Annotated in this window: 18 protein-coding genes; 8 read left to right on the forward strand and 10 right to left on the reverse strand. The window is 63.1% G+C overall.

Features of this window, described 5'->3' with window-relative positions; all coding sequences use genetic code 11:
• Positions 1 to 98: 98 nt before the first annotated feature.
• The 4 genes from EN991_RS01825 (at position 99) to EN991_RS01840 (ending at position 3343) form a co-directional block, all read left to right on the forward strand.
• A complete protein-coding gene (locus EN991_RS01825; RefSeq protein WP_024501902.1) occupies positions 99 to 1100 on the forward strand; it encodes an Ldh family oxidoreductase in 1002 nt (333 codons plus the stop codon).
• Positions 1101 to 1341: 241 nt separating this feature from the next.
• Positions 1342 to 1623 (forward strand): hypothetical protein, encoded by a 282-nt coding sequence (locus EN991_RS01830; RefSeq protein ID WP_013528193.1) that lies wholly within the window; start codon positions 1342 to 1344, stop codon positions 1621 to 1623.
• Between the two features lie 196 nt (positions 1624 to 1819).
• Positions 1820 to 2272: a DoxX family protein gene (locus tag EN991_RS01835; RefSeq protein WP_027164211.1), complete on the forward strand. Its 453-nt coding sequence runs from the start codon at positions 1820 to 1822 to the stop codon at positions 2270 to 2272.
• A 93-nt stretch (positions 2273 to 2365) separates the two neighbouring features.
• Complete coding sequence (locus tag EN991_RS01840) at positions 2366 to 3343, forward strand: complex I NDUFA9 subunit family protein (RefSeq protein WP_024501904.1); 978 nt, start codon at positions 2366 to 2368, stop codon at positions 3341 to 3343.
• Between the two features lie 29 nt (positions 3344 to 3372).
• On the opposite strand, the gene EN991_RS01845 is transcribed toward EN991_RS01840, so the two are convergent.
• Positions 3373 to 4740, reverse strand: coding sequence for a cytochrome P450 (locus tag EN991_RS01845; RefSeq protein ID WP_013528196.1), 1368 nt, complete (start codon positions 4738 to 4740; stop codon positions 3373 to 3375).
• Between the two features lie 177 nt (positions 4741 to 4917).
• Here EN991_RS01845 and EN991_RS01850 point away from each other — a divergent pair, with 177 nt between their 5' ends.
• The 4 genes from EN991_RS01850 to EN991_RS01860 all read left to right on the forward strand — a co-directional run bounded on the left by EN991_RS01850 (position 4918) and on the right by EN991_RS01860 (position 9558).
• A complete protein-coding gene (locus EN991_RS01850; RefSeq protein WP_024501906.1) occupies positions 4918 to 5487 on the forward strand; it encodes an NADPH-dependent FMN reductase in 570 nt (189 codons plus the stop codon).
• A gap of 248 nt (positions 5488 to 5735) precedes the next feature.
• Positions 5736 to 5867, forward strand: coding sequence for a hypothetical protein (locus tag EN991_RS41615; protein ID WP_255337201.1), 132 nt, complete (start codon positions 5736 to 5738; stop codon positions 5865 to 5867).
• A 70-nt stretch (positions 5868 to 5937) separates the two neighbouring features.
• A complete protein-coding gene (gene gyrB, locus EN991_RS01855) occupies positions 5938 to 8409 on the forward strand; it encodes a DNA topoisomerase (ATP-hydrolyzing) subunit B (RefSeq protein WP_013528198.1) in 2472 nt (823 codons plus the stop codon).
• A gap of 231 nt (positions 8410 to 8640) precedes the next feature.
• Positions 8641 to 9558 carry a hypothetical protein gene (locus tag EN991_RS01860; protein WP_013528199.1) on the forward strand — a complete coding sequence of 306 codons (918 nt, stop codon included), beginning with the start codon at positions 8641 to 8643 and terminating at the stop codon, positions 9556 to 9558.
• A 98-nt stretch (positions 9559 to 9656) separates the two neighbouring features.
• On the opposite strand, the gene EN991_RS01865 is transcribed toward EN991_RS01860, so the two are convergent.
• The 9 genes from EN991_RS01865 to EN991_RS01905 all read right to left on the reverse strand — a co-directional run.
• Positions 9657 to 11138: a hypothetical protein gene (locus EN991_RS01865; RefSeq protein WP_127368039.1), complete on the reverse strand. Its 1482-nt coding sequence runs from the start codon at positions 11136 to 11138 to the stop codon at positions 9657 to 9659.
• A 134-nt stretch (positions 11139 to 11272) separates the two neighbouring features.
• A complete protein-coding gene (locus EN991_RS01870) occupies positions 11273 to 12670 on the reverse strand; it encodes an NAD(P)(+) transhydrogenase (Re/Si-specific) subunit beta (RefSeq protein ID WP_013528201.1) in 1398 nt (465 codons plus the stop codon).
• Positions 12671 to 12676: 6 nt separating this feature from the next.
• Complete coding sequence (locus tag EN991_RS01875; protein ID WP_024501908.1) at positions 12677 to 13105, reverse strand: NAD(P) transhydrogenase subunit alpha; 429 nt, start codon at positions 13103 to 13105, stop codon at positions 12677 to 12679.
• A complete protein-coding gene (locus tag EN991_RS01880) occupies positions 13102 to 14382 on the reverse strand; it encodes a Re/Si-specific NAD(P)(+) transhydrogenase subunit alpha (RefSeq protein WP_127368040.1) in 1281 nt (426 codons plus the stop codon). The genes EN991_RS01875 and EN991_RS01880 overlap by 4 nt, the downstream gene beginning before the upstream one ends.
• Before the next feature lie 85 nt (positions 14383 to 14467).
• Positions 14468 to 14692, reverse strand: coding sequence for an aa3-type cytochrome c oxidase subunit IV (locus tag EN991_RS01885; RefSeq protein ID WP_013528204.1), 225 nt, complete (start codon positions 14690 to 14692; stop codon positions 14468 to 14470).
• Between the two features lie 206 nt (positions 14693 to 14898).
• Positions 14899 to 15048, reverse strand: coding sequence for a DUF3096 domain-containing protein (locus tag EN991_RS01890; protein ID WP_013528205.1), 150 nt, complete (start codon positions 15046 to 15048; stop codon positions 14899 to 14901).
• Positions 15049 to 15167: 119 nt separating this feature from the next.
• Entirely contained in the window at positions 15168 to 15947 is a 780-nt protein-coding gene (locus tag EN991_RS01895) for a hypothetical protein (protein ID WP_013528206.1), read from the reverse strand.
• A gap of 335 nt (positions 15948 to 16282) precedes the next feature.
• Entirely contained in the window at positions 16283 to 18595 is a 2313-nt protein-coding gene (locus EN991_RS01900) for an EAL domain-containing protein (protein ID WP_013528207.1), read from the reverse strand.
• Positions 18596 to 18739: 144 nt separating this feature from the next.
• The coding region (locus EN991_RS01905; protein WP_164768828.1) for an indolepyruvate ferredoxin oxidoreductase family protein at positions 18740 to 21955 on the reverse strand (3216 nt) is incomplete at its 5' end.

Below are 21955 nucleotides of genomic sequence, written 5' to 3' on the forward strand. Positions count from 1 at the left end.
CTATCCACATTCACATTTCCATCCCCATTCGCTATTCACTGCCCACTGTCCCGTACTCCCGTACTCCCCTATTCCCCTACTCCCCTAGGACGGCCATGATGCAACTCAGTCTCGACCAGGCAAAAGGACTGTGCCGGATGGCGGCACTTGGCGCCGGCGCCAATGAGGAAGCGGCGCAATCGCTCACTGCTTCGATCATATCAGCCGAGGCCGAAGGGCTTTCCTCGGTCGGTCTGTCGCATTTCATCGACTATCTCGAGGCGCTGGAAGCCGGACGCATCGACGGCAATGCCGACCCGGTGATCACCCGGCCGGCGCTGGCAGTCTATCTCTCCGATGCACGCGGCGGGCTGGCGCATACCGGCTTCGACCGCACCATCGACGACCTCGCCAAGGCGGCAAAGCTGTTCGGTGTCGCCATCTTCTCGCAGAAGAACGCCTATACATGCGGCGCGCTCGGCTATTTCACCGGAAGGCTGGCAGCACAAGGACTGGTGTCGTTCGCAGCCACCAACGGCCCGGCCGTGCTTGCCGGCTCGGGCTCGGTCAAGCCGGTCTACTGCACCAACCCGATGTCGTTTGCCGCGCCTGCCGCCGACGGGGCGCCGCTGGTCATCGACCAGTCGTCGAGCGCCACCGCTTTCGTCAACATCCGCAAAGCGGCCGAGGACGGCAAGACAATCCCGGAAGGCTGGGCGCTGGACGCCAGCGGCAACCCGACCACCGATCCCGCCGCCGCCATGAAGGGCGCAATGCTCGCCTTCGGCGGTCAGCGCGGCGCCAACATCGCGCTGATGGTCGAGGTGCTGGCGGCGGGCCTGTCGGGCGCCAACTGGTCGCTCGACGCGCCATGGTTCAGCGGCGGGCCGGACAGCCCCGGCACGGGACTGTTCGTGCTTGCTATCGAACCCAAGCTGCTCGATCCAGATTTCGAGCAACGAATGAAGGACCAGCTTGACCGGCTGCGGCGGCGCTTCGGCGTGCATGTGCCCGGTCGTGCCCGCGCAGAGGCCGCCGAGAAGGCGCAAGCGCGCGGCATCACCGCATCGAAGGCCGTGGTGCAGCGCATTTCCGAATTCGCTGCACGCTATTCTTCCTGAATATCTATTAAATATCAATTAGTTATCTGGAATTCGCCCGCCGCAGGCGCGGCGCAGTGCGATTTTCTTTGCGCGCCGCTGAACCTTTTCGCGCCTTGCTGCGACCCAGCTTTGTCCAGGGCAAGGCGAGCTTGCCCGATCCACACCGAGGGAAGCAGCAAACCGAAATCGAAAGCCTGCATCACGCGAAGGCCGGTCCTTCGCGCCTCGGAAAACTCAACCCAAATCAAAGGAAATTGCCATGACCAACACCAAGATCACCATGCTGACCGCCGTCCTTCTGCTCGGCTCGTTCATGGGCGCCACACAGGCAGCCACCCTGAAGGCCGCACCGGTCAAGCCGTCCAGCCCGGGTGTCATCGCTGCCCCGAGCGGCGGGGCCACCGAAGACCACTACTGCAAGAACGGCCATGCAAAATTCGCCAATTGCAGCGCTGATTTCGTCGCCGCCTGCAAGAAGGTTGGTGGCACCATGTCGGATGTTCAGGGCTGGGGTGGGCGTACTTGCTTCACGCCCTCCTGATACCGTCTCAGGTCAGGCCGCGCCGTCGGCCCCTGGCTTCGCATGGATGTCACCCGGAAAACCCCGCTTCGGCGGGGTTTTCTGCGTTTTGATCGCACGATGGTAAAACATTCTCGTTTTGGTCAACTTTTGTTTATTTGACTTCGACCAACCTGATCGGCCGTTTGCGCTGATTGAGCAAAACAGAGGAGCTACAATGTCGGCAAGCACGGACAATCCCCGCAACGCCCTTGTCATCCCGGTCCTTGGCAGGTTTTACGCGGCCCTGCACGATGGTGCCGAAACCGTTCTTCGCGTCGTCGCCGGCGGGTTTCTCGCCATCCACGGTTCGCAGAAGATCACCAATCCTTTCGGCGCTGCCGAGATGGTCGAGGGTCTCGGCTTCTATCCGGGCGCGTTGTGGTCGTTGCTTCTGGCCTGCACTGAATTCTTTGGCGGCATCTTCATCGCCATCGGGTTTTTGACGCGGCCGGCCGCCTTTGCCGGCCTGTTCGTGCTATTGGTCACGGTCTGGTTCCACTGGGTCACCATGGGCCAAGGCTATTCGGGTGCGGAAAAGTCGCTGCTGTGGGCAGCGATCCTGCTCTTCTTCGTCATTCGCGGCGGCAACCGCCATTCGGTCGACGCCCGTATCGGCAAAGCGTTCTGACAGGCTGATAGCGACGACGCGTCGCCCTTTGCCTTTGGCACGAAACGGATTATGAAACGGCTTCAGCCAAGCCTGCGAGCGCCGGAGCCAGCCATGACCGAAATCCTGCAGACCCCAAAGCTCGTCGTCGTCTTTGGCGGGTCAGGCTTTGTCGGCCGCCATGTCGTGCGCGCGTTGGCCAAGCGCGGTTATCGCATCAGGGTCGCCTGCCGGCGGCCCGATCTCGCCGGCCATTTGCAGCCGCTCGGCAATGTCGGCCAGATCCAGCCGGTCCAGGCCAATGTGCGCGTGCGCTGGTCGGTAGACCGCGCCGTGCAAGGCGCCGACCATGTCGTCAATCTGGTCGCCATCCTGCATGAGAGCGGCCGGCAGAAATTCTCCGCCGTGCACGAGTTCGGCGCCCGCGCAGTGGCCGAGGCCGCGCGCTCGGTCGGCGCCGGCCTGACCCACATTTCTGCGCTTGGCGCCGATCTGGACTCCGAATCAGACTACGCGCGCACCAAGGCGCTTGGCGAAAAGGCTGTGCTGGAGACGATCAAGGACGCCGTGATCTTCCGGCCGTCGATCAATTTCGGACCCGAAGACGGCTTCTTCAACCGCTTCGCCAACATGGCGCGCTATTCGCCGGTGCTGCCGCTGATCGGCGGCGGCCAGACCAAGTTTCAGCCGGTCTATGTCGGCGACGTGGCCGAAGCGGTGGCGCGCTCGGTCGACGGCAAGGTGGATGGCGGCCAGATCTATGAACTCGGCGGACCGAAGGTGCTCACCTTCAAGCAGTGTATGGAAGAGCTGCTCGACGTGATCGAGCGCAAGCGGCTGCTGGTGCCGGTTCCGTGGTGGGTGGCCAACATCCAGGCCTCGATCCTCGGTCTCCTGCCCAACCCGCTGCTGACCAAGGACCAGGTGATGCAGCTGCGCGAGCACAACATCGTTTCGGACGCCGCCAACCAGACCAACAGGACGCTTGCGGGGCTAGGCATCCAGCCGCAGTCGATCGCGACGATCCTGCCCAGCTATCTCTGGCGCTACCGCGCCGCCGGCCAGTTCCAGCAACGCAAGCCCGCGGCCTAATTCGGCGCAACTGCCTGAAGGTGTCATGTCTAACGCGGCGTGACCTGCATCGGTAGACCGCCTTGCGGCTGCGTGGTCAGTTTCTGTACCGGCCAGGGTTTCGTTTCGGCGGTGGTGTCGAAGCGGAAGCGCGACAGCATGATCGCCAGCGCGATGATCGCCTCCTGCATGGCGAAGCTGGCGCCGATGCAGACGCGTGGGCCGGCGCCAAACGGCAGATACTGGAAGCGGTCGATCTTTTCGCGATTTCCCGGGTGGAAGCGCTCCGGCAGGAAGGCATCCGGCCGGTCCCACAGTTTCCTGTGGCGATGCACGACCCAAGGCATCACCAGCACCGCGGCGTGCTTGGGGATATGAAGATCCTTCCACATTTCCGGTTCGATCGGCTCGCGGTTGATCGACGGCGCCGGCGGATAGAGCCTGAGCGCTTCGTCGAAAGCCGCGCGCGTGAACGGCATGGCATCGAGCCATTTCGTCGGATCGGGCTCGCGCGCCAGCACCTGGTCGATCTCCTGCTCGACCCGGTTGCGCTCCCACGGTGATTCAGCCAGGCAATAGAGCGTCCAGCCGAGCGCACGCGCCGTCGTCTCATGGCCGGCGCCGATGAAGGTGATGATATTGTCCTCGACCTCGGCCCGCGTCAGTCCGTCGGGTCCCTCGGCCTTGAGCAGCAGTGTCAGGAAATCCTGCGGCACGGCATCGGGATCGCGCTTGAATTTCGCTTCGCGCATCTTGACCGTGTCGGTGACGATCTTGCGGAAATAGGCCATGGTCTTGCGGCCACGGATGCGGGTCAGCCTCGGCAGCCAGTCGGGCGCACGCAACAGGTCGAGCGGATCGACGCGACCCATGGTCTCGAACAGGCGGTCGATCTCGTTGGCGAAACTGCCGGGCTCGCCTGATATCTCGCCGGAAAACAGCGTCTCGGCCAGAATGTCATAAGTGAGCAGCGTCATGTCATGGGCGATGTCAGACGTGCCGCCGTCTTCGTAACGGGTGACGAAGTCCTGCGTGCGCCTCAGCATCGGCTGGGCGAAGCCGAAGATGTGGCGCGGCGTGAACACCGGCGCCATCGCCTTGCGCGACCGCTTCCAGACCTCGCCCTCGGCGGTGAGCAGGCCGTCGCGCAGGATCGGCCGCAGGATCTTCTGGCGCACCGTCGCCATCTTGTAGTTCCTGGCGTTGTCGACCAGCACATGCCGGATCAGGGCGGGATCATTGGCGACGATCAGATGTCCGCCAACGCCGTTCGCCGAGATCCACGGCTCGTTGTAGGTATGCTCACCCCACAATTCGAGCGGGTTGCGGTAGACGATGCGGATCATCTCCAACGTCGAGGGCGGCGTCGTGCGCGGCTTCGGCGCCGGGGGAATGAAGGGGGCGGGCTGGATGTCCATGCTGTGCTCCGCTGATGACCCAATGTAGTGGGCCGCAAAGCAGGCGTCCATGTGACCGAACGGCAAGGCCCTACTCTCCGGAATGTGACCGGTTACCGCGAGGTGCCTTCTTGTTGCCCCGAGCGGCATGCCCTAGGTGGCAGTCACCAATGGATACCGCCACCGCAGGAGCCCAGCTTGAAGCACCAGTTGAACATCATCATCGGCAGCACGCGGCCAGGTCGCGCCGGACCGATTTTTGCCGAGTGGCTGGAGAGGTTCGCGCGCGAGCACGGGAAATTCGAGCCTGTACTGACCGACATCGATGCGTTCAAGCTTCCGGTGCTGGACGAACCGCACCATCCAAGGCTTGGCAACTACCAGAACGATCATACCAAAGCCTGGTCCAAGGCGATCGATGCCGCCGATGCCTTCGTCTTCGTGGCGCCGGAATACAATTATTTCGTGGCGCCGGCGATCGTCAACGCGATCGACTATCTCTCGCGCGAATGGAAGTACAAGGCAGCCGCCATTTTCAGCTATGGCGGCGTCTCCGGCGGCCTGCGCGCGGCGCAAGCGCTGAAGCCGCTGCTGACCTCGGTAGGTGTCATGCCGATCCCGGAAGGCGTCGCGCTGCCGATGTACCAGAAACTGCTCGACGAAAATGGCGCTTTCAACGCCAGCGAACAGGTGCAGGGCGGAGCCAAAACCATGCTCGACGAGCTGCTGCGCTGGAGCGAGGCTTTGAAGCCGATGCGGGCAGGCTGAAAACGCTGGTCTTCCGCAAAAACCCCCGGTTTGCTGCCATAGAGAGGTGGTCGTGCACAGGAACGAGCTGGGGGGCAGTTCGATTTGCGCTTGCTGTTTGCCTTGCTGCCTATGCTCACCACCGCCACCGCAGTGGTGGCGCCTGGCCCTGGTCATCGCCAACGACGACCACCGCCTGATCCGGCCGCCCGCCCGACATGACGCCGGGGCGCGACCGCAGCAGGCGGCTGGCGCCGAGATACAAGTTCATGATCAAGGTTTCTCAAGGACCGCTGGCCGAAGTGAAATGGGGGCCGGCGGAGGCCCGCCATTGGCAGCCGGCCATTCCCAGTGAAATGCCTGCAAACCTTGGAAAAACCGCCTTTTGCGCCTATATCTAGTCGATATCAGAGGCGCGATTCGGCGCGGATTTTTCGCGCTGTGCAGGCGGCATCCAGACAACAGGTTTTCATGAGCGATCAGATCGACAACAACAACGGCGCTGAAGCCGAATACGGCGCCGATTCCATCAAGGTTTTGAAGGGGTTGGACGCTGTCCGCAAACGCCCCGGAATGTATATCGGTGATACAGACGACGGCTCGGGCCTGCATCACATGGTCTATGAAGTGGTCGACAACGCCATCGACGAGGCGCTGGCCGGTCACGCCGACCTCGTCACCGTGACGCTCAACCCCGATGGTTCGGTCACTGTGATCGACAATGGCCGCGGAATTCCGACCGATATCCACACCGGAGAAGGCATTTCGGCGGCCGAAGTGATCATGACGCAGCTGCATGCCGGCGGCAAGTTCGACCAGAATTCCTACAAGGTCTCGGGCGGCCTGCATGGCGTCGGCGTCTCGGTGGTCAACGCGCTGTCGGCGTGGCTAAAGCTGAAGATCCGCCGCAACGGCCAGATCTTCGAGATGAGTTTCACGCATGGCAATGCCGACGCACCTCTGAAGGCGACCGGCACCTATGAGCAGGACAAGCAGCCGGGCACCTATGAGGGCCGCAGCGGCAGCCAGATCACCTTCTTCCCGTCGGCCGAGACCTTCACCATGGTCGAGTTCGACTTCGGCACGCTGGAACACCGGCTGCGCGAGCTTGCCTTCCTCAATTCCGGCGTGCGCATCATTTTGACCGATGCCCGTCACGCCGATGTCGTGCGCCATGAACTGCACTACGATGGAGGCCTCGAAGAATTCGTCAAATATCTCGATCGCGTCAAGAAACCGCTGATCGACAAGCCGATCGCCATCCGGGCGGAGCGCGACGGGATCACCGTCGAAGTGGCGATGTGGTGGAACGACAGCTACCACGAGAACGTGCTGGCCTTCACCAACAACATCCCGCAGCGCGATGGCGGCACGCATCTGGCCGGCTTCCGCGGCGCGCTGACGCGTCAGATCACCGGCTATGGCGAATCCTCTGGGCTGACCAAGAAGGAAAAGGTCTCGCTGATCGGCGACGATTGCCGCGAAGGTCTGACGGCGGTGCTGTCGGTCAAGGTTCCCGACCCGAAATTCTCCTCGCAGACCAAGGACAAGCTGGTCTCGTCGGAAGTCCGTCCTGTCGTCGAAGGCCTGGTCAACGAAGCGCTCGGCACCTGGCTGGAAGAACACCCGAGCGAAGGCAAGGTGGTCGTCGACAAGGTGATCCAGGCGGCGGCGGCGCGCGAAGCGGCGCGCAAGGCGCGCGATATCACCCGCAAGAGTTCGCTCGGCGTCACCTCCCTGCCCGGCAAACTGGCCGACTGCCAGGAACGCGACCCGGCGAAATCCGAAATCTTCATCGTCGAGGGTGATTCCGCCGGCGGCTCCGCCAAGGGTGGGCGTTCGCGCCAGAACCAGGCGATCCTGCCGTTGCGCGGCAAGATCCTCAATGTCGAGCGGGCGCGCTTCGACCGCATGCTCGGCTCCGACATGATCGGCACGTTGATCACGGCGCTCGGCACCTCGATCGGCAAGGACGAGTTCAACGCCGACAAGCTGCGCTACCACAAGATCATCCTGATGACCGACGCCGACGTCGACGGCGCCCATATCAGAACCTTGCTTCTCACCTTCTTCTTCCGGCAGATGCCTGAGCTGATCGAGCGCGGCCATCTCTACATCGCCCAGCCGCCGCTCTATAAGGTGACGCGCGGCAAGAGCTCGCAATACATCAAGGACGAGAGCGCGTTCGAGGAGTTCCTGATCGGCTCGGGACTGGAGGAAGCATCGCTTACGCTCGGCTCGGGCGAGGTTCGCATCGGGCAGGACCTGCGTGGCGCCATCGATGACGCGCTGGCGGTGCGCCAGCTGATCAACGGCCTGCACACGCGCTACAACAGAGGCGTCGTCGAGCAGGCGGCGATCGCCGGTGGGCTCAACCCGGACGTGTTCGCCGATCTCGGCCGCGCCAACGACATGGCGGAGCGGATTGCAAAACGCCTCGACATCATCGCCGAGGACACCGAGCGCGGCTGGACCGGCCGCATGTCGACCTCGAATGAAGGCGTTGGCGGCTATGTGTTCGAGCGCACGGTGCGCAGCGTCAAGGAATATGCGCATCTCGACCTGGCGCTGATCAATTCGGCCGACGCACGCCAGCTCGACCGTTACGCACAGCGCCTCAGCGAGGTCTACGGGTCGCCGCCGGTGCTGCGCCGCAAGGATGTCTCCGAAACCATCTCGGGGCCGCTGGCGATGCTCAATGCGGTCTTTGCGACAGGCCGCAAGGGCCTGACGATGCAGCGCTACAAGGGTCTCGGCGAGATGAACGCCGAACAGCTGTGGGAAACCACGCTCGATCCGAACGTGCGCTCGCTGCTGCAGGTCAAGGTCAATGACGCGACCGATGCGGATTCGCTGTTTTCGCGGCTGATGGGCGACGAGGTCGAGCCCAGGCGCGAGTTCATCCAGGACAACGCGCTGTCGGTCGCCAATCTGGATATCTGATCTGGACGTTAAATCTGAATTGGCGCGCTGCGGCGCGCCAATTGTTCCACCGGCGGCAACAAAATCAATTTGCAACGCGCCGGAACGGAAGTCCCTGCGAGACATTGTGACAATATCGATCACAATTTCTAACAGGAGGCTTCCATGGGACGCGGCATTTTGCTCTGGTTGCTCGGCATACCGATCCCGATCATCATTCTGATCATGCTGTTCGTACGATAGGGGGCACTTATGCAGTCCACCCTATCGGCTGTCGACGTTTCCACTTCAACAGAATCCTCCTCCACCGCCGTCAGTTGGGGACCGATCATCGCCGGTGCCTTCGCGGCCTCGACGCTGACCTTCATCCTCATGCTGCTGGGCTCCGGGCTTGGATTGAGCATGGTGTCGCCCTGGTCGGGATCCGGCGCATCTGTCACCACTTTCGCGGCATCCACCGCCGTCTGGCTGATCATCGTGCAATGGCTGTCCTCGGGTGTCGGCGGCTACCTTGCCGGACGCCTGCGCACCAAATGGGTCGGCATCCACACGGACGAGGTGTATTTCCGTGATACCGCCCATGGCTTTCTTGCCTGGGCGTTGGCCACACTGCTCGTCGTCGGCGTGCTTGGCTCCGCGCTTTCCGCTGCCATAGGCTCGGGCGTGCAGGCGGTGTCCACCATCGCGTCTGGTGCGGCCATGGGCGCATCGGCGGGGGCTTCGGCCAATGCCGGCAGCGCGTCGGCCGACAATGCGACATCCTACCTGGTGGATTCACTGTTCCGTCCGGCCGATCCGGGCAAGCTCGCGGCCGCCAACCCGGACAGCGATGCGGCCGCGGTTGGGCAGGCTTCGCGCATCCTGATCGCCGGCGCCGCGGCAGGCGAGGTTTCCGCAGACGACAAAACCTATCTGTCGCAGTTGGTCGCCGTTCGCACGGGGCTTTCGGAAGCAGACGCCAGGACCCGGGTGGATGCCGTCCTCGCCAAGGCCCAGGACGCCAAGGTCAAGGCGCAGCAGGCCGCCGACACAGCCAGGAAGGCCAGCGCGACGTTTGCCTTGCTTGGTGCGCTCTCGCTGGCCATCGGCGCCTTTATCGCCAGTGCTGCCGCGGCCCTTGGCGGCAGGCAGCGCGACGATGAGGAAGCGGTTTTTATCACCAACCGTTGAACTGCACTTGCAACAAAGCCACTCCGGGCCGCCCGGAGCGGCTTTGCTTTGAAGTTGTCGAGCGGCGCTGCCACGACCCCGTTCGCTGAAATCCGTTCTTATTTTCGGGGAGGAATCGCCGGCACTTCGGCTTGGCTCGGCTCCAGTTTGCGACCGAGGTCGACAGCGTCGCGCAGCACGGCGAGATGCGAGCGCGGCTGATCGCCGGCGGCAACCTCGCTACCGGTCGCCGCCAACGACCAGTACAGCGTGTGGGTGAAGACACGGCCGAGGGAACCGCGCAGCTCGACCTGGATGTTTTCTATGCCCGGGCCGAAATTCTCCGCCATCGGCCCTGAGATCGGATCGCCCGTCAGCCAACCATTGCCGCGGTCGAAGATATTGGTCCAGCGCGTCGCAGCAAACACCGCGCCATGATGCACCGCCCGCTGCGGCTTGCCGGAAGAACGGTTGCGCCCTTCCTGATAAAGCACGGTGCCACCGGCCGCCGCTCCCTCGGCAATCGGCGGACATGCCGAGAACAGGCGCTCGGCGATGCCGCGCCTGAATTCGGCGAGATTGTGCGTCACCAGAAATTCGCTGTGGGTCAGCGGGCTACCAAGCGTGACGAAATCGCTGATCTTCCAAGGCCGATGGCTGTCGTCCCTGGTGCGCAGTTGGCGATAGAGCTCCCACTGATCGCGCCGGAACCCGGCAAGATCGTCAAGGCTGCCGGGCCATGCCGAGCCGTCGGCAACAAGCGTCGCCTTGTCGATGGCGTGGATAGCTTTCAGTTTCGCCTTGTCGCGGATGGCCTCCAGTTTTCGGGGCCTGAAATCGGACCATAAGATCTGCAACAGGTCATAGGCGATCATCGAGCCGAGGCTGTGCGAGACCAGCACGATGCGATCGTAGGTATCGTCCATCATCAGACGCTTCAGCAGCTTCAGGCCGCGGTCGCGGATCAGCGCCCGCTTCTCTACCGTGGCCGCTTCAGCGCGCACATAGGCCGCGACATCGCCGAAATAGGGAAGGCCAAAACGGTCCACCGACCAGATGACGAACGAGGCCAGGATGGTGACGAGGACGCCGACGGTCCACGAAATCTGCTGCTGCCAAACCGACGTCGCAAGCGCGAGCGTCGCGACCAGGGCGATGATGACGGCAACCAGGGTGACCAGATAGAGCTTTCGGGCGTCCGGCGGTATGTCGGCGGGCTTGCGCCACAGCAGATTTGTCACCCAGGCGGCAAGCCGGCCTCGCGTCGTGCCCTGCGTGATGTCGGCCCAGTAAAGCTCGTAGAAGTCGGTGCGGCGGCCATCGACATCGTAGGGCGTGGTGATGCGGCGAAGTTCGTACGAATTGGTCCGGCTGTCGGGAGTGATCCAGCTCTGGTTGATCTTCGCGCCGGCGGGGTCGGCCGGATCGGCGACATGGGCATAAAACGGCGCGCGGTTGGGGTCATGGCTCCAGACAGCCTGGACAAAGCCTCGCAGCGTATCCATCGGCCGCTGTTCACCCATGCCATGCACGATCACCACCGCCTGGCCAGGCTTGCGCGGCGCTTTCCCGGCGGGCGGCGATGCGATCGGGTCAGGCACCAACGTCTCCGTCGACGACAATCCCGCCGTCGAGGCGGGAATTCGTCATCGTAGCGCCGAAATCGCCGTCGAGCCAAGAAAAAGCCCGGCGCGAAGCCGGGCGATTCTTGGCGTGTCCCGGCGCTTATCCCGGATCAGTGATCCATGGCTTTGACGATCTCTTCGGTCATCTTCTTGGCGTCGCCGAGCAGCATCATGGTGCCGTCCTTGTAGAACAGCGTGTTGTCGATACCGGCATAGCCGGAACCGAGCGAGCGCTTGACGAACAGGCAGGTGCGCGCCTTGTCGACATCGAGGATCGGCATGCCGTAGATAGGTGAGGACTTGTCGTCGCGCGCGGACGGGTTGGTGACGTCGTTGGCGCCGATGACATAGGCAACGTCGGCTTGCGCGAACTCCGAGTTGATGTCCTCAAGCTCGAACACCTCGTCGTAGGGCACATTGGCTTCGGCGAGCAGCACGTTCATGTGGCCGGGCATGCGGCCGGCGACCGGGTGGATGGCGTACTTCACGTCGACGCCATTGGCCTTGAGCTTGTCGGCCATTTCGCGCAGTGCATGCTGCGCCTGGGCAACCGCCATGCCATAGCCCGGCACGATGATGACTTTCTGGGCGTTCATCATGAGGTAGGCGGCATCGTCGGCAGAACCCTGCTTGACCGTGCGTTCGATGCCGTCATCGGCGGCCGCTGCCGTCTCCCCACCGAAGCCGCCGAGAATGACCGAGATGAAGCTTCGGTTCATGCCCTTGCACATGATGTAGGACAGGATCGCGCCGGATGAGCCGACCAGCGCGCCGGTGATGATCAGCGCCAGATTGCCGAGCGTGAAGCCCAGCGCCGCCGCCGCCCAGCCGGAATAGGAATTCAGCATCGAGACGACGACCGGCATGTCGGCGCCGCCGATCGGGATGATCAGCAGGATACCGAGCACCAGCGAGGCGGCAACGATCAGCCAGAAGACCAGCTTGGACTCGGTGGTGACCAGCAACACGATCAGCACGACGAGCGCGATAGCAAGTGCGGCGTTGATGAAGTGGCGTGCGCCGATCATGATCGGCTTGCCGGACATGCGGCCATCGAGCTTGAGGAAAGCGATGACCGAGCCGGTGAAGGTGATGGCGCCGATGGCGACGCCAAGGCTCATCTCGATCAGGGCCTGGGCATGAATGTCGCCATCCGTGCCGATGCCGAAGCTTTCCGGGGCATAGATCGCGGCAGCCGCCACCATGACGGCGGCGAGGCCGACCAGCGAGTGGAAGGCAGCGACCAGCTGCGGCATCGAGGTCATGGCGATGCGGCGCGCGGTAACGGCGCCGACGCCGCCGCCAATGGCAAGGCCGAGCACGATCAGGCCGAAGCGGCCGGCGGACGGGGTCGCCAGAGCCAGTGTGGTGGCGATGGCAATACCCATGCCGATCATGCCGTAGAGATTGCCCTGGCGGCTGGTGGTCGGATGCGACAGGCCGCGCAGCGCCATGATGAACAGGACACCGGAGACGAGGTAGAGGAAGGACGCGAAGTTGGCGTTCATGGCGCTCTACTTGTCCTTCTTCTTGTACATGGCCAGCATGCGCTGGGTGACGAGGAAGCCGCCGAAGATGTTGACCGAAACCAGCATCAGCGCGACGAAGCCGAAGCCCGCGGCAATGCCGGAGGCGGCGATGCCGACGGCAAGCAGCGCGCCGACGACGATGACCGAGGAGATGGCATTGGTGACGGCCATCAGCGGCGTATGCAGTGCGGGGGTCACCGACCAGACGACGTAGTAGCCGACGAAGATCGCCAGGACGAAGATGGCGAAGCGGAAGACGAAGGGATCGATGGCGCCGCCGGAGAGCGCATGCGCGGCATCACCGGCTGCGTCAGTGCCGCCGGGCGCGGTCGCCAGATTGTGCACCGCCAGCCGGACGGCGGCGGAGGCCTGGTCGAGCTGGTCGAGGGCTTTCTGCAGGGTCTGGTCCATCACGCGATCCCTTTCGGCTTCGACGAGGGCGACTTGGGTGCGGCCGCCTTCTTGGACGCGGCTTTCTTGGGCGAAGCATCGGCGACCATGGTCTTGGCCGGGATCGCGGCCGGCTCGACATATTGGCCCTTTGCCGGCTGCTGGTCGGCTTTCACGAAAGCCGGATGAACCACCTTGCCGCCATCGGTCAGCATCGTTGCCTTGACCAGATCGTCGTCGCGATTGATGGCAAGCGTCTTGGTCGTCTTGTCGACCAGCGTCTCGAGAAAGGCGAACAGGTTCCTGGCATAAAGCAGCGAGGCCGACGCCGCGATGCGGCCAGGCACATTGAGATGGCCGACAATCTTGACGTTGTTGGCGGTGGTGACCACCTTGCCGGCTTCGGCGCCCTCGACATTGCCGCCGCGCTCGACCGCGAGGTCGACGATCACCGAGCCCGGCTTCATCGAAGCGACCATCGCCGACGAGACCAGCTTGGGCGCCGGCCGGCCGGGAATGAGCGCCGTGGTGATGACGATATCCTGCTTGGCGATGTGCTCTGATGTGAGTGCCGCCTGCTTGGCCTGATATTCCTTCGACATTTCCTTGGCGTAGCCGCCGGCCGTTTCGGCCGCCTTGAATTCCTCGTCCTCGACCGCGAGGAACTTGGCGCCGAGCGAGGCGACCTGTTCCTTGGCGGCGGGGCGAACGTCGGTGGCGGTGACAACCGCACCAAGCCGGCGCGCGGTGGCGATCGCCTGCAGGCCGGCGACGCCAACGCCCATGATGAAGACCTTCGCCGCCGGCACCGTGCCGGCCGCCGTCATCATCATCGGCAAGGCGCGGTCATATTCCGAAGCCCCGTCGATCACCGCCTGATAGCCGGCCAAATTGGCCTGCGAGGACAAGACGTCCATCGACTGCGCGCGGGTGATCCGGGGCATGAATTCCATCGAGAAAGCGGTGACGCCGGCCTTGGCAAGAGCTGCCACGGCGGCATCGTTGCCGTAGGGGTCCATGATGGCGATCACAGCCGCGCCGGGCTTGTAGCTCTTCAGCTCGGCATCACCAGGCCGGCGCACCTTCAGCACCACATCGGCCTTGGCGACATCGGAAGCCTTGCCGATAGCAGCGCCGGCGCTCGCATAGTCGGCATCGATGATGCGCGATTTCAGACCGGCACCGGCCTCGACGACGACGTCGAAGCCCAACGCCGCCAGCCGTTTCACCGTATCGGGCGAAGCCGCGACGCGCGGCTCGTTGGCATCGAGCTCACGAGGGATGAAAACCGTCTGTCCCACCGCATGATCCTTTCGGCCGGAAGCTATTTCCCGCAAGACGCCGGCCGGCCTCGCGGCGGCGCCGTGGACAAGATGTCGGAAAAATCTATCGGAGGATAAAGGCGCCGACAGCCAGAATCAGCACGAACAGAATGGTCGCCGAGAAGAAGCCGCCCGCGAAGAAGCCGAAGGCCATCGCCAGGAGCAGGGCGCCACAAAACAGCGAGCCGTACTTGGCCAGCGCGAGGAAGCCCGCATAGGTGCGGTCATGCTCGGCATAGTCCATCTTCGCGCCCAGTTCGACAGGACCAGTCGGCGAGTGATCAGCCATAGGAATACCCCTTCGAAGACATCTTTCAGGCACATAGCGAAAAGCCGCGCCGAGAGCAATGGCGCTATTGCCGCACAACAACCGACAACTGCCTCAAAGAAAGATTGAAGCCAGCAGTCGACGCCGCGACGGAGTCCGATCGCTGGATTCTGATGCTTGATGCGGAACTCCGAAGGGCGGACGCTTGCGTGGCCTAAGCCGGCGCCTCAGCCTGCTAGATGCGGAAATAGCCCGAGCAACCCGACGACGATCAGATAGAGCGCGACGATGTAGTTCAACAGCCTTGGCATGACCAGGATCAGCACGCCGGCGATCAGCGAGATGAGCGGGGTTAGCGCAAGTGTGGAAATGGTCATGGCGGGTTCCCTCAAAAACCTCAGATCGACCCGGAGCGCTGCTCGTGGCCTCACCCAGAACGCCGAAGTCGCCAAAAGGCTCCTGTCGGCCCTGCAAAATCGTGTGGATCCCTGCCGTATCAGGCGGCTTCGTGATAGTATTTTGCCGTCGGCAGGATGGTCAGCGGCGCGAGTTCCCCGACATGCGGCGTATCGAACAGCATGCGCTGCTCCATTGGCGTCGAGCGGAAGAACGGGAACCGTGAGAAGGACCGCTCGCGGATTGCGTTGACGTCGGCGCGGTAGAGCACGACCTTGTTGAAAACGCCCGGATAGGCGCGCGACTCGCTGATCTTCTCCGAGTAGTAGATACGCTTGTAGAAGCCGGCGTGATCCTCGCGAATGGTCGACAGGCAGTAGGGCGCGTTGAAATGGAAGCACGCCATGCCGGCCAGCCGCAGCGTCAGGTAGGGAATCTGCGGGTAGACGCGCGACCATTCGGGATCGGACGCAAACCGGCTGGGACAGATGAAGCTCAGCCCGTCACGAAGCATCGGCATGACGATGTCGCCAAAGGCCTTGGTGGAAGGCGACATCGGCGTGGCCAAGGTGACGTGATGGATACGCAGCGTGCTGACGAGTTCCTGGTCGATATAGACCCCGAAGCGGTACACATTCGGTGCCTCGTCGAGCTCATCGTGAATGGTATGGTTTTCGTTGTCGGGCACCATATCGTTCGAGCGATATGACTTGTAGCGCAGGCGGTAGATGTCCTCGAGATCTTCGCCCTTGTCGCAGCGGCGGTACTCTGTCCGCTCAAGCATCGCCGAAACGTTGCGGGCGAAGCTGGACATGGTGTCGGCGGCGTCCTTCCCGTCCTCGCCCGTCACCGGACGAAGCGAACTCAACTGCACAATCATCAACTCAATCCCCGTACATTGCCGCCGCGATCCGACACTACGACAGGGTCTTGGGATGTAAAAGATGAAAACAGGAAGCAGCCCGTTTACCAGTCGTTAAGGTTAACGATTGCTAAAATAAAACTAAAATTGGTGGTTTTCTTCGTTTTCTGCGTCGCGACGGGGAAAGAGCGTGTCTCGAACATGACGGGAAGCGGCTGAAATTCTGGCATGGCCCGCGATGTGCAAAGAAACCTCGAATGCAGTGAATGCCTAAAGCCTGGGCGCCTGTTCAATCCTGATGGAAACAGGGATGGGCTCTCAGTGCCCGGGCACCATGCGCCAGGCGCCGCAAATCAGCGGCGTACCGCCTTTTTGGCGGTCCTGATATCCTTGGCGAAGGGCCATACCGTGTTCGACATCGTCTCGATGCCGGAAGCGCTGAGCGCCGAACCGAACAGGAACCCCTGGACAAGATCAGGCTTGACCTGCAGCGCCAGGATCTTGAGCTGCTCGAAGGTCTCGACCCCTTCGACGGTCACCGAAAGCCCCAGCGGCCGCGACAGGTTGACGATACCCTTGAGCAGCTCGAGCGAACGGGGATTCTGGGTGACGTCCATCAGGAAAGAGCGGTCGATCTTGATCTTGTCGAGCGGCAGCTTGTGCAGGTAGCTCAGGCTCGAATAGCCGGTGCCGAAATCGTCGAGCGCGATGCGCACGCCAAGCTGCTTCAGCTCCTCAATATACTGGCGCGTCAGCGACTTGTCATCGAGCAGCGCCGTTTCGGTGACCTCGATCTCGAGCCTACTGGCGGCGAGGCCGGAGCCGGCCAACGCATCGCGAACCTTCTGGATGACATCGCGGCTGCGGAAATCCTTGGCCGAGAGATTGACCGAGACGCTGGTCTGGTCGGGCCATTTGGCGCATTCGGCGCAGGCTGCCTGCAGCACGAAGGTGCTGATCTCGGAAATGATGCCCATTTCCTCGGCCAGCGGAATGAAGATGCTGGGCGAGATTGGCCCGAGATCTGGATGATCCCACCGGCACAGCGCCTCGCAACTGGCGATACGCATTGTGCTCATCGCCACGATCGGCTGATAGACCACCCGCAGGCTCTTGCCCTCTACCGCGGTGCGCAGATCCGCCTTCATCAGCTGACGGTTGCGGAAGGCGGCATCCATCGAAGCTTCGAACAATCGCCAGCTGTTCTTGCCGAGTTCCTTGGCCTTGTAGAGCGCCAGGTCCGCCTTCACGATCATGGCGTCGACATCGGTATCCTTGACCCGTGACAGCACCGCGCCGCCGCTGGCCTGAATGCGCAGCCCGTGACCGGCGACGTCGACTTCCCCTTGCAGGCCGGCGAAAATCTCGTCGAGCTGGCTGGTCAGATGGCTCTCATCCTCGACGCGGTCGAAGAAGATCATGAACTCGTCGCCACCGAAACGGCTGACCGTGATATCTTGCTTGGCAATGGCGCCAAGCCGCTCGGCAACGGCATAGATCAAGCCGTCGCCGATCGGATGGCCAAGCGTGTCGTTGACGCTCTTGAAATCGTCGAGATCGAGCACCGCAAGGCCGCAGAGACGGTCGCGATCGCCGGACGCCATGGCCTCGCCCACCAATTCATGGAAATAGGCCCGGTTGGGCAGGCCGGTGAGATTGTCGTAGCGTGCCATGAAGCGGATCTTGTCTTCCGCCTCGACACGGGCGGTGACGTCCTCGAAGGTGATGACGCCCAGTTCCTGGCTGCCTTCGCGAGCCGAGAACTCGTAATGCTGGCCGTTGGCGAGGGAAACCAGCACCTTGCGGTCGCGACCCTCACGCAGCGCACGCGTCAGCTGCGCCTCGATGTAGCGGCAATCCTTGGGCGCCAGCATGCCGCCGGCGACACCGCGCATCAACAGACCGTGGATCGACCGTCCGAGCAGCGCGTCGGGCGACTTGAGCGACATCAGATGCGCGGCCTCGGCATTGGCCACCGCGACGCGGCCGTCCGGACCGAGCATGACAAGGCCGTGCGACATGGTGTTGAGCGCCCGGTTGAAGCGCTGGGCAATGCGGTTGGCCTTCTTCTCTTCCGAGACGGCCGCAAAAAGCACATCGCGTACGGTGTTGGCGAATTTCCGGATGGCGAACAGGAACGGCGCCGACAGGAGCCCGAGGAGGACATGGTAGATGTCGCCGCGCAGCAGGAAGCCAAGCGAGATCGGCCAGGTCAAGGCAATGGTCAGGATGGTGACCATGCGCGGCGAGCCGTAGTTGCGGCCGGCGATGGAGGTCGCCGTCGCGAGCGTCAGGCAAACGGAGGCGATTTCGGCGAAACCATCGCGCGCGAAATAGATGCCGAGCAGGCAGAAAGCGCCAAGCGTCAAGCCATGCAGGGAGCCATAGAGAATGTAGTCATTCTCACGCTTGTGCGCCTCTTCCCAGGTCGTCGGCGACGGCATGCTGTTGTATTTTCGAAAGTTTCTCATGCGGAACACACCGACGAGAACCATCGAGATCGCGACCAGCAAATACCGCGGATCGCCGCTCTTCCACCAGACCAGGCCGATCAGGAAAGTCTGCGCGAGAATGCCGATCGAAAGTGTCAGCCCGTCGCGAAACAGGGTTTCCACGAACGGAATATAGACGTCGACCGGGATCTCGTTCTTTTTTCGCAGATTCAACGCCTGAATCCCAACCCTGGGGAGCCAAGCAGTGCCACATCCGCCTTAAGAAAGATTTAGAGAGACCCTCGCGCTCCTGCCGTCAAGCCGGGTGACGCAGCGGAAAGCAAGGAAACTGTCGTTCAGGTAAACAAGGCGTATCGATCATTCGGCGGCCTGAAGTTCGGGCCGCGCCGGCGTACTCGACAGGCGTTCGAGCAGCCTTTGGCGCTCGCCGGCGGCCTTTTGCGCGCTGGCTTGACGGACGTGGCCATAGCCGCGGATGAGGGCAGGCACCGAGGCCAGCGCAACCGCCGCATCGACCCTGGCTGGGGCCAACGATCCGGCGATGAGCTCCAGATCCGCCTCGTACCGCGCCAGCAGCTGCCGCTCCATGCGCCGTTCGGCGGTGTAGCCGAACAGGTCGAAGGCAGTGCCGCGCAGGCCCTTCATCGCCGCCAGCACGCGAAAACCCTTCATCATCCACGGGCCGAAGCTCGATTTCCGCGGGCTTCCGTCATTGCCGCGACGGCCCATGATCGGCGGAGCGAGGTGGAATTCGAGCCTTTCGTAGCTCTGGAACTGCTTGCCCAGTTCGGCGGCGAAAGAGCCGTCCGTGTAAAGACGCGCCACCTCGTATTCGTCCTTGATCGCCATCAGCTTGAACAGGTTCCTGGCGGCAGCCTGCGACACCGCGGTCGAACCAGGTACGGCCTTCGCTTCGGCGGCGCGCAACGCGGCCAGTTTTCCGGCATAACGCCTGCCATAGGCGGCGTTCTGATAGGCGGTCAGGAAGGCGACGCGGCGGGCAATGATGTCGTCCAGCGTCTCGGCGGTGTCCGTGGCCTGGCCTGCCTTTCCAGCCGCGGTCGGACCCGGCTGGGCAACCAGCCCGCGCACGAAATCCGGCTGATGGGCAGCGCGACGGCCCCAGCGGAAGGCGGCGATGTTCATCGCCACGGCTTCGCCATTGAGCTCGATCGCCTTCTCGACCGCCTCGGCGGACAGCGGCAGGCCGCTGTGCTGGAAGGCAAAGCCAAGCATGAACATGTTGGCGCCGAGCGAATTGCCGAAAAGTGCCGTGGCAGTGCGGGTGGCATCGAAGAAATGTGCCTTGTCGTCGCCCGCAGCCGCGCGGATCGCCTTTTTCAGCCGCTCTATCGGCAACGAAAAATCGGCCGAGCGGGCGAATTCGCCGGGCATGATCTCGGCGGTGTTGGCGACGAAGATGGTGTGGCCCTCGCGCACCGCGGTCAGCACCTTCTTGGCGCCCGACACGACGAGATCGCAGCCAAGCACGAGATCGGCCTTCCCCGCCGAAACGCGGATTGCATGGATGTCGTCCGGGGTACGAGCGATGCGGACATGGGTGAACACCGAGCCACCCTTCTGGGCGAGGCCGGCCATGTCGATCATGCCGCAGCCCTTGCCCTCAAGATGCGCCGCCATGCCTAGCACCGCACCGACGGTGACGACGCCGGTGCCGCCGACGCCGTCGATGATCGCCGCCCAGCCCTGCTCGCCAAGCGGGAATTGCGCCGGAACGGGCACGCCTTCCAGCGGATCGGCCTTGCCGGCCAGGCCCTCGGCCTTGCGGATCTTGGCGCCGTGCACAGTGACGAAGGACGGGCAGAAGCCGTTGACGCAGGAGAAATCCTTGTTGCAGCTCGACTGGTCGATCTTGCGCTTGCGGCCGAATTCGGTCTCGACCGGCTGGATCGAGACGCAGTTCGACTGTACGCCGCAATCGCCGCAGCCTTCGCAGACCAGTTCGTTGATGAAGACGCGCTTGTCGGGATCGGGGAATGTGCCGCGCTTGCGGCGGCGGCGTTTTTCGGCGGCGCAGGTCTGGTCGTAGAGCAAGACCGAAACGCCCTTGACGTCGCGCAGCTCGCGCTGGACGAGATCGAGGTCGTCGCGGTGATGGATAGTGGCGCCGGCCGGGAATTCGGCTTTGCCAGCATATTTGTCCGGCTCATCCGTGACGATGGCAATGCGGTCGACACCCTCGGCCCGCACCTGCCTGGCAATCATATCGACGGTCAGGCCGCCTTCGTGCGGCTGGCCGCCGGTCATGGCGACCGCGTCGTTGTAGAGGATCTTGTAGGTGATGTTGGCATCGCTCGACAGCGCGAAGCGGATCGCCAGCGTACCGGAATGGTTGTAGGTGCCGTCGCCAAGATTCTGGAAGATGTGCTCGCGCTTGGAGAACGGCGCCTGGCCTACCCATTGCGCGCCCTCGCCGCCCATGGCCGTGAAGCCGACTGTGTTGCGGTCCATCCACAGCGCCATGAAGTGGCAGCCGATGCCGGCCGCGGCGATCGAGCCGTCCGGCACCTTGGTGGACGAATTGTGCGGGCAACCGGAACAGAAGAACGGCGTGCGCGAGCCGATGTCGGTGGCCTCGGTGAGCATTGCCTGGAACTGGCGCAGTTTTGCCACCCGCGCCGAAATCTCTTCGGACGGGCCGATGGTCCTGACGATCCTCTCGCCAAGCGCGATGGCGATCTCGTTGGGATCGAGCGCGCCTTTGGCCGGAAACAGCCAGTCGCCGCGCTCGTCCTTCTTGCCGATAATGACCGGTTGGGTGGCAGTGCCATAAAGGCTTTCGCGCAACTGTACCTCAATCAGCGAGCGCTTCTCCTCGACGACGACGATGGTGTCGAGGCCGCTGGCGAAACCGGCGATGTGATGCAGGTCGAGCGGCCAGGGGCAGCCGACCTTGAACAGCCGCACCCCGATGCGGTTGGCGGCCGCTTCGTCGATGCCGATATCCTCCAGCGCCTGGCGAACGTCGAGATAGCTCTTGCCGAGCGTGATGATGCCGATCTTCGGGTTGCGGCCCCCCGAATAGACGATGCGGTTCAGCCCATTGGCAAGGATGAAGGCGGAGGCCGCGGCGCGCTTGTGTTCATGCAGCCGCTCTTCTTGGCCGAGCATGTCGATCTCGTGGCGGATGTTGAGACCGCCAGGCGGCATGTCGAACTCCGGCACGACGATGTTCAGCCGCTCGAGCGCGGCATCGACCGAGGCGGTCGATTCGATGTTGTCCTTGACGCATTTGATCGCCGCCCACGTGCCGGCAAAGCGCGACATGGCGAAACCGTAGAGCCCGTAGTCGATGATCTCCTGGACACCGGCCGGGTTGAGGATCGGCACCATCGTGTCGACGAACAGGAATTCGGTGGCGTGCGCGTTGGTCGAGGATTCGGCCATATGGTCGTCGCCCATCAGCGCAAGCACGCCGCCATGCTTCGACGATCCGGCGAGGTTGGCGTGGCGGAACACATCGCCTGAGCGGTCGACGCCCGGTCCCTTGCCGTACCAGACCGAAAAGACGCCGTCATGAGTGCCCTCGCCCAGCAGCTCCGTCTGCTGCGC

Source organism: Mesorhizobium sp. M7A.F.Ca.US.005.03.2.1, from assembly GCF_003997795.1.
Classification (GTDB): Bacteria; Pseudomonadota; Alphaproteobacteria; order Rhizobiales; family Rhizobiaceae; genus Mesorhizobium; species Mesorhizobium ciceri.

Excerpts from the sequence above, each read along its gene's own strand:
- EN991_RS01825 (WP_024501902.1), top strand. The coding sequence starts at position 99 with ATGCAACTCAGTCTCGACCAGGCAAAAGGACTGTGCCGGATGGCGGCA.
- EN991_RS01830 (WP_013528193.1), top strand. The coding sequence starts at position 1,342 with ATGACCAACACCAAGATCACCATGCTGACCGCCGTCCTTCTGCTCGGC.
- EN991_RS01835 (WP_027164211.1), top strand. The coding sequence starts at position 1,820 with ATGTCGGCAAGCACGGACAATCCCCGCAACGCCCTTGTCATCCCGGTC.
- EN991_RS01840 (WP_024501904.1), top strand. The coding sequence starts at position 2,366 with ATGACCGAAATCCTGCAGACCCCAAAGCTCGTCGTCGTCTTTGGCGGG.
- EN991_RS01845 (WP_013528196.1), bottom strand. The coding sequence starts at position 4,740 with ATGGACATCCAGCCCGCCCCCTTCATTCCCCCGGCGCCGAAGCCGCGC.
- EN991_RS41615 (WP_255337201.1), top strand. The coding sequence starts at position 5,736 with ATGATCAAGGTTTCTCAAGGACCGCTGGCCGAAGTGAAATGGGGGCCG.
- gyrB (WP_013528198.1), top strand. The coding sequence starts at position 5,938 with ATGAGCGATCAGATCGACAACAACAACGGCGCTGAAGCCGAATACGGC.
- EN991_RS01860 (WP_013528199.1), top strand. The coding sequence starts at position 8,641 with ATGCAGTCCACCCTATCGGCTGTCGACGTTTCCACTTCAACAGAATCC.
- EN991_RS01870 (WP_013528201.1), bottom strand. The coding sequence starts at position 12,670 with ATGAACGCCAACTTCGCGTCCTTCCTCTACCTCGTCTCCGGTGTCCTG.
- EN991_RS01885 (WP_013528204.1), bottom strand. The coding sequence starts at position 14,692 with ATGGCTGATCACTCGCCGACTGGTCCTGTCGAACTGGGCGCGAAGATG.
- EN991_RS01890 (WP_013528205.1), bottom strand. The coding sequence starts at position 15,048 with ATGACCATTTCCACACTTGCGCTAACCCCGCTCATCTCGCTGATCGCC.
- EN991_RS01895 (WP_013528206.1), bottom strand. The coding sequence starts at position 15,947 with ATGATTGTGCAGTTGAGTTCGCTTCGTCCGGTGACGGGCGAGGACGGG.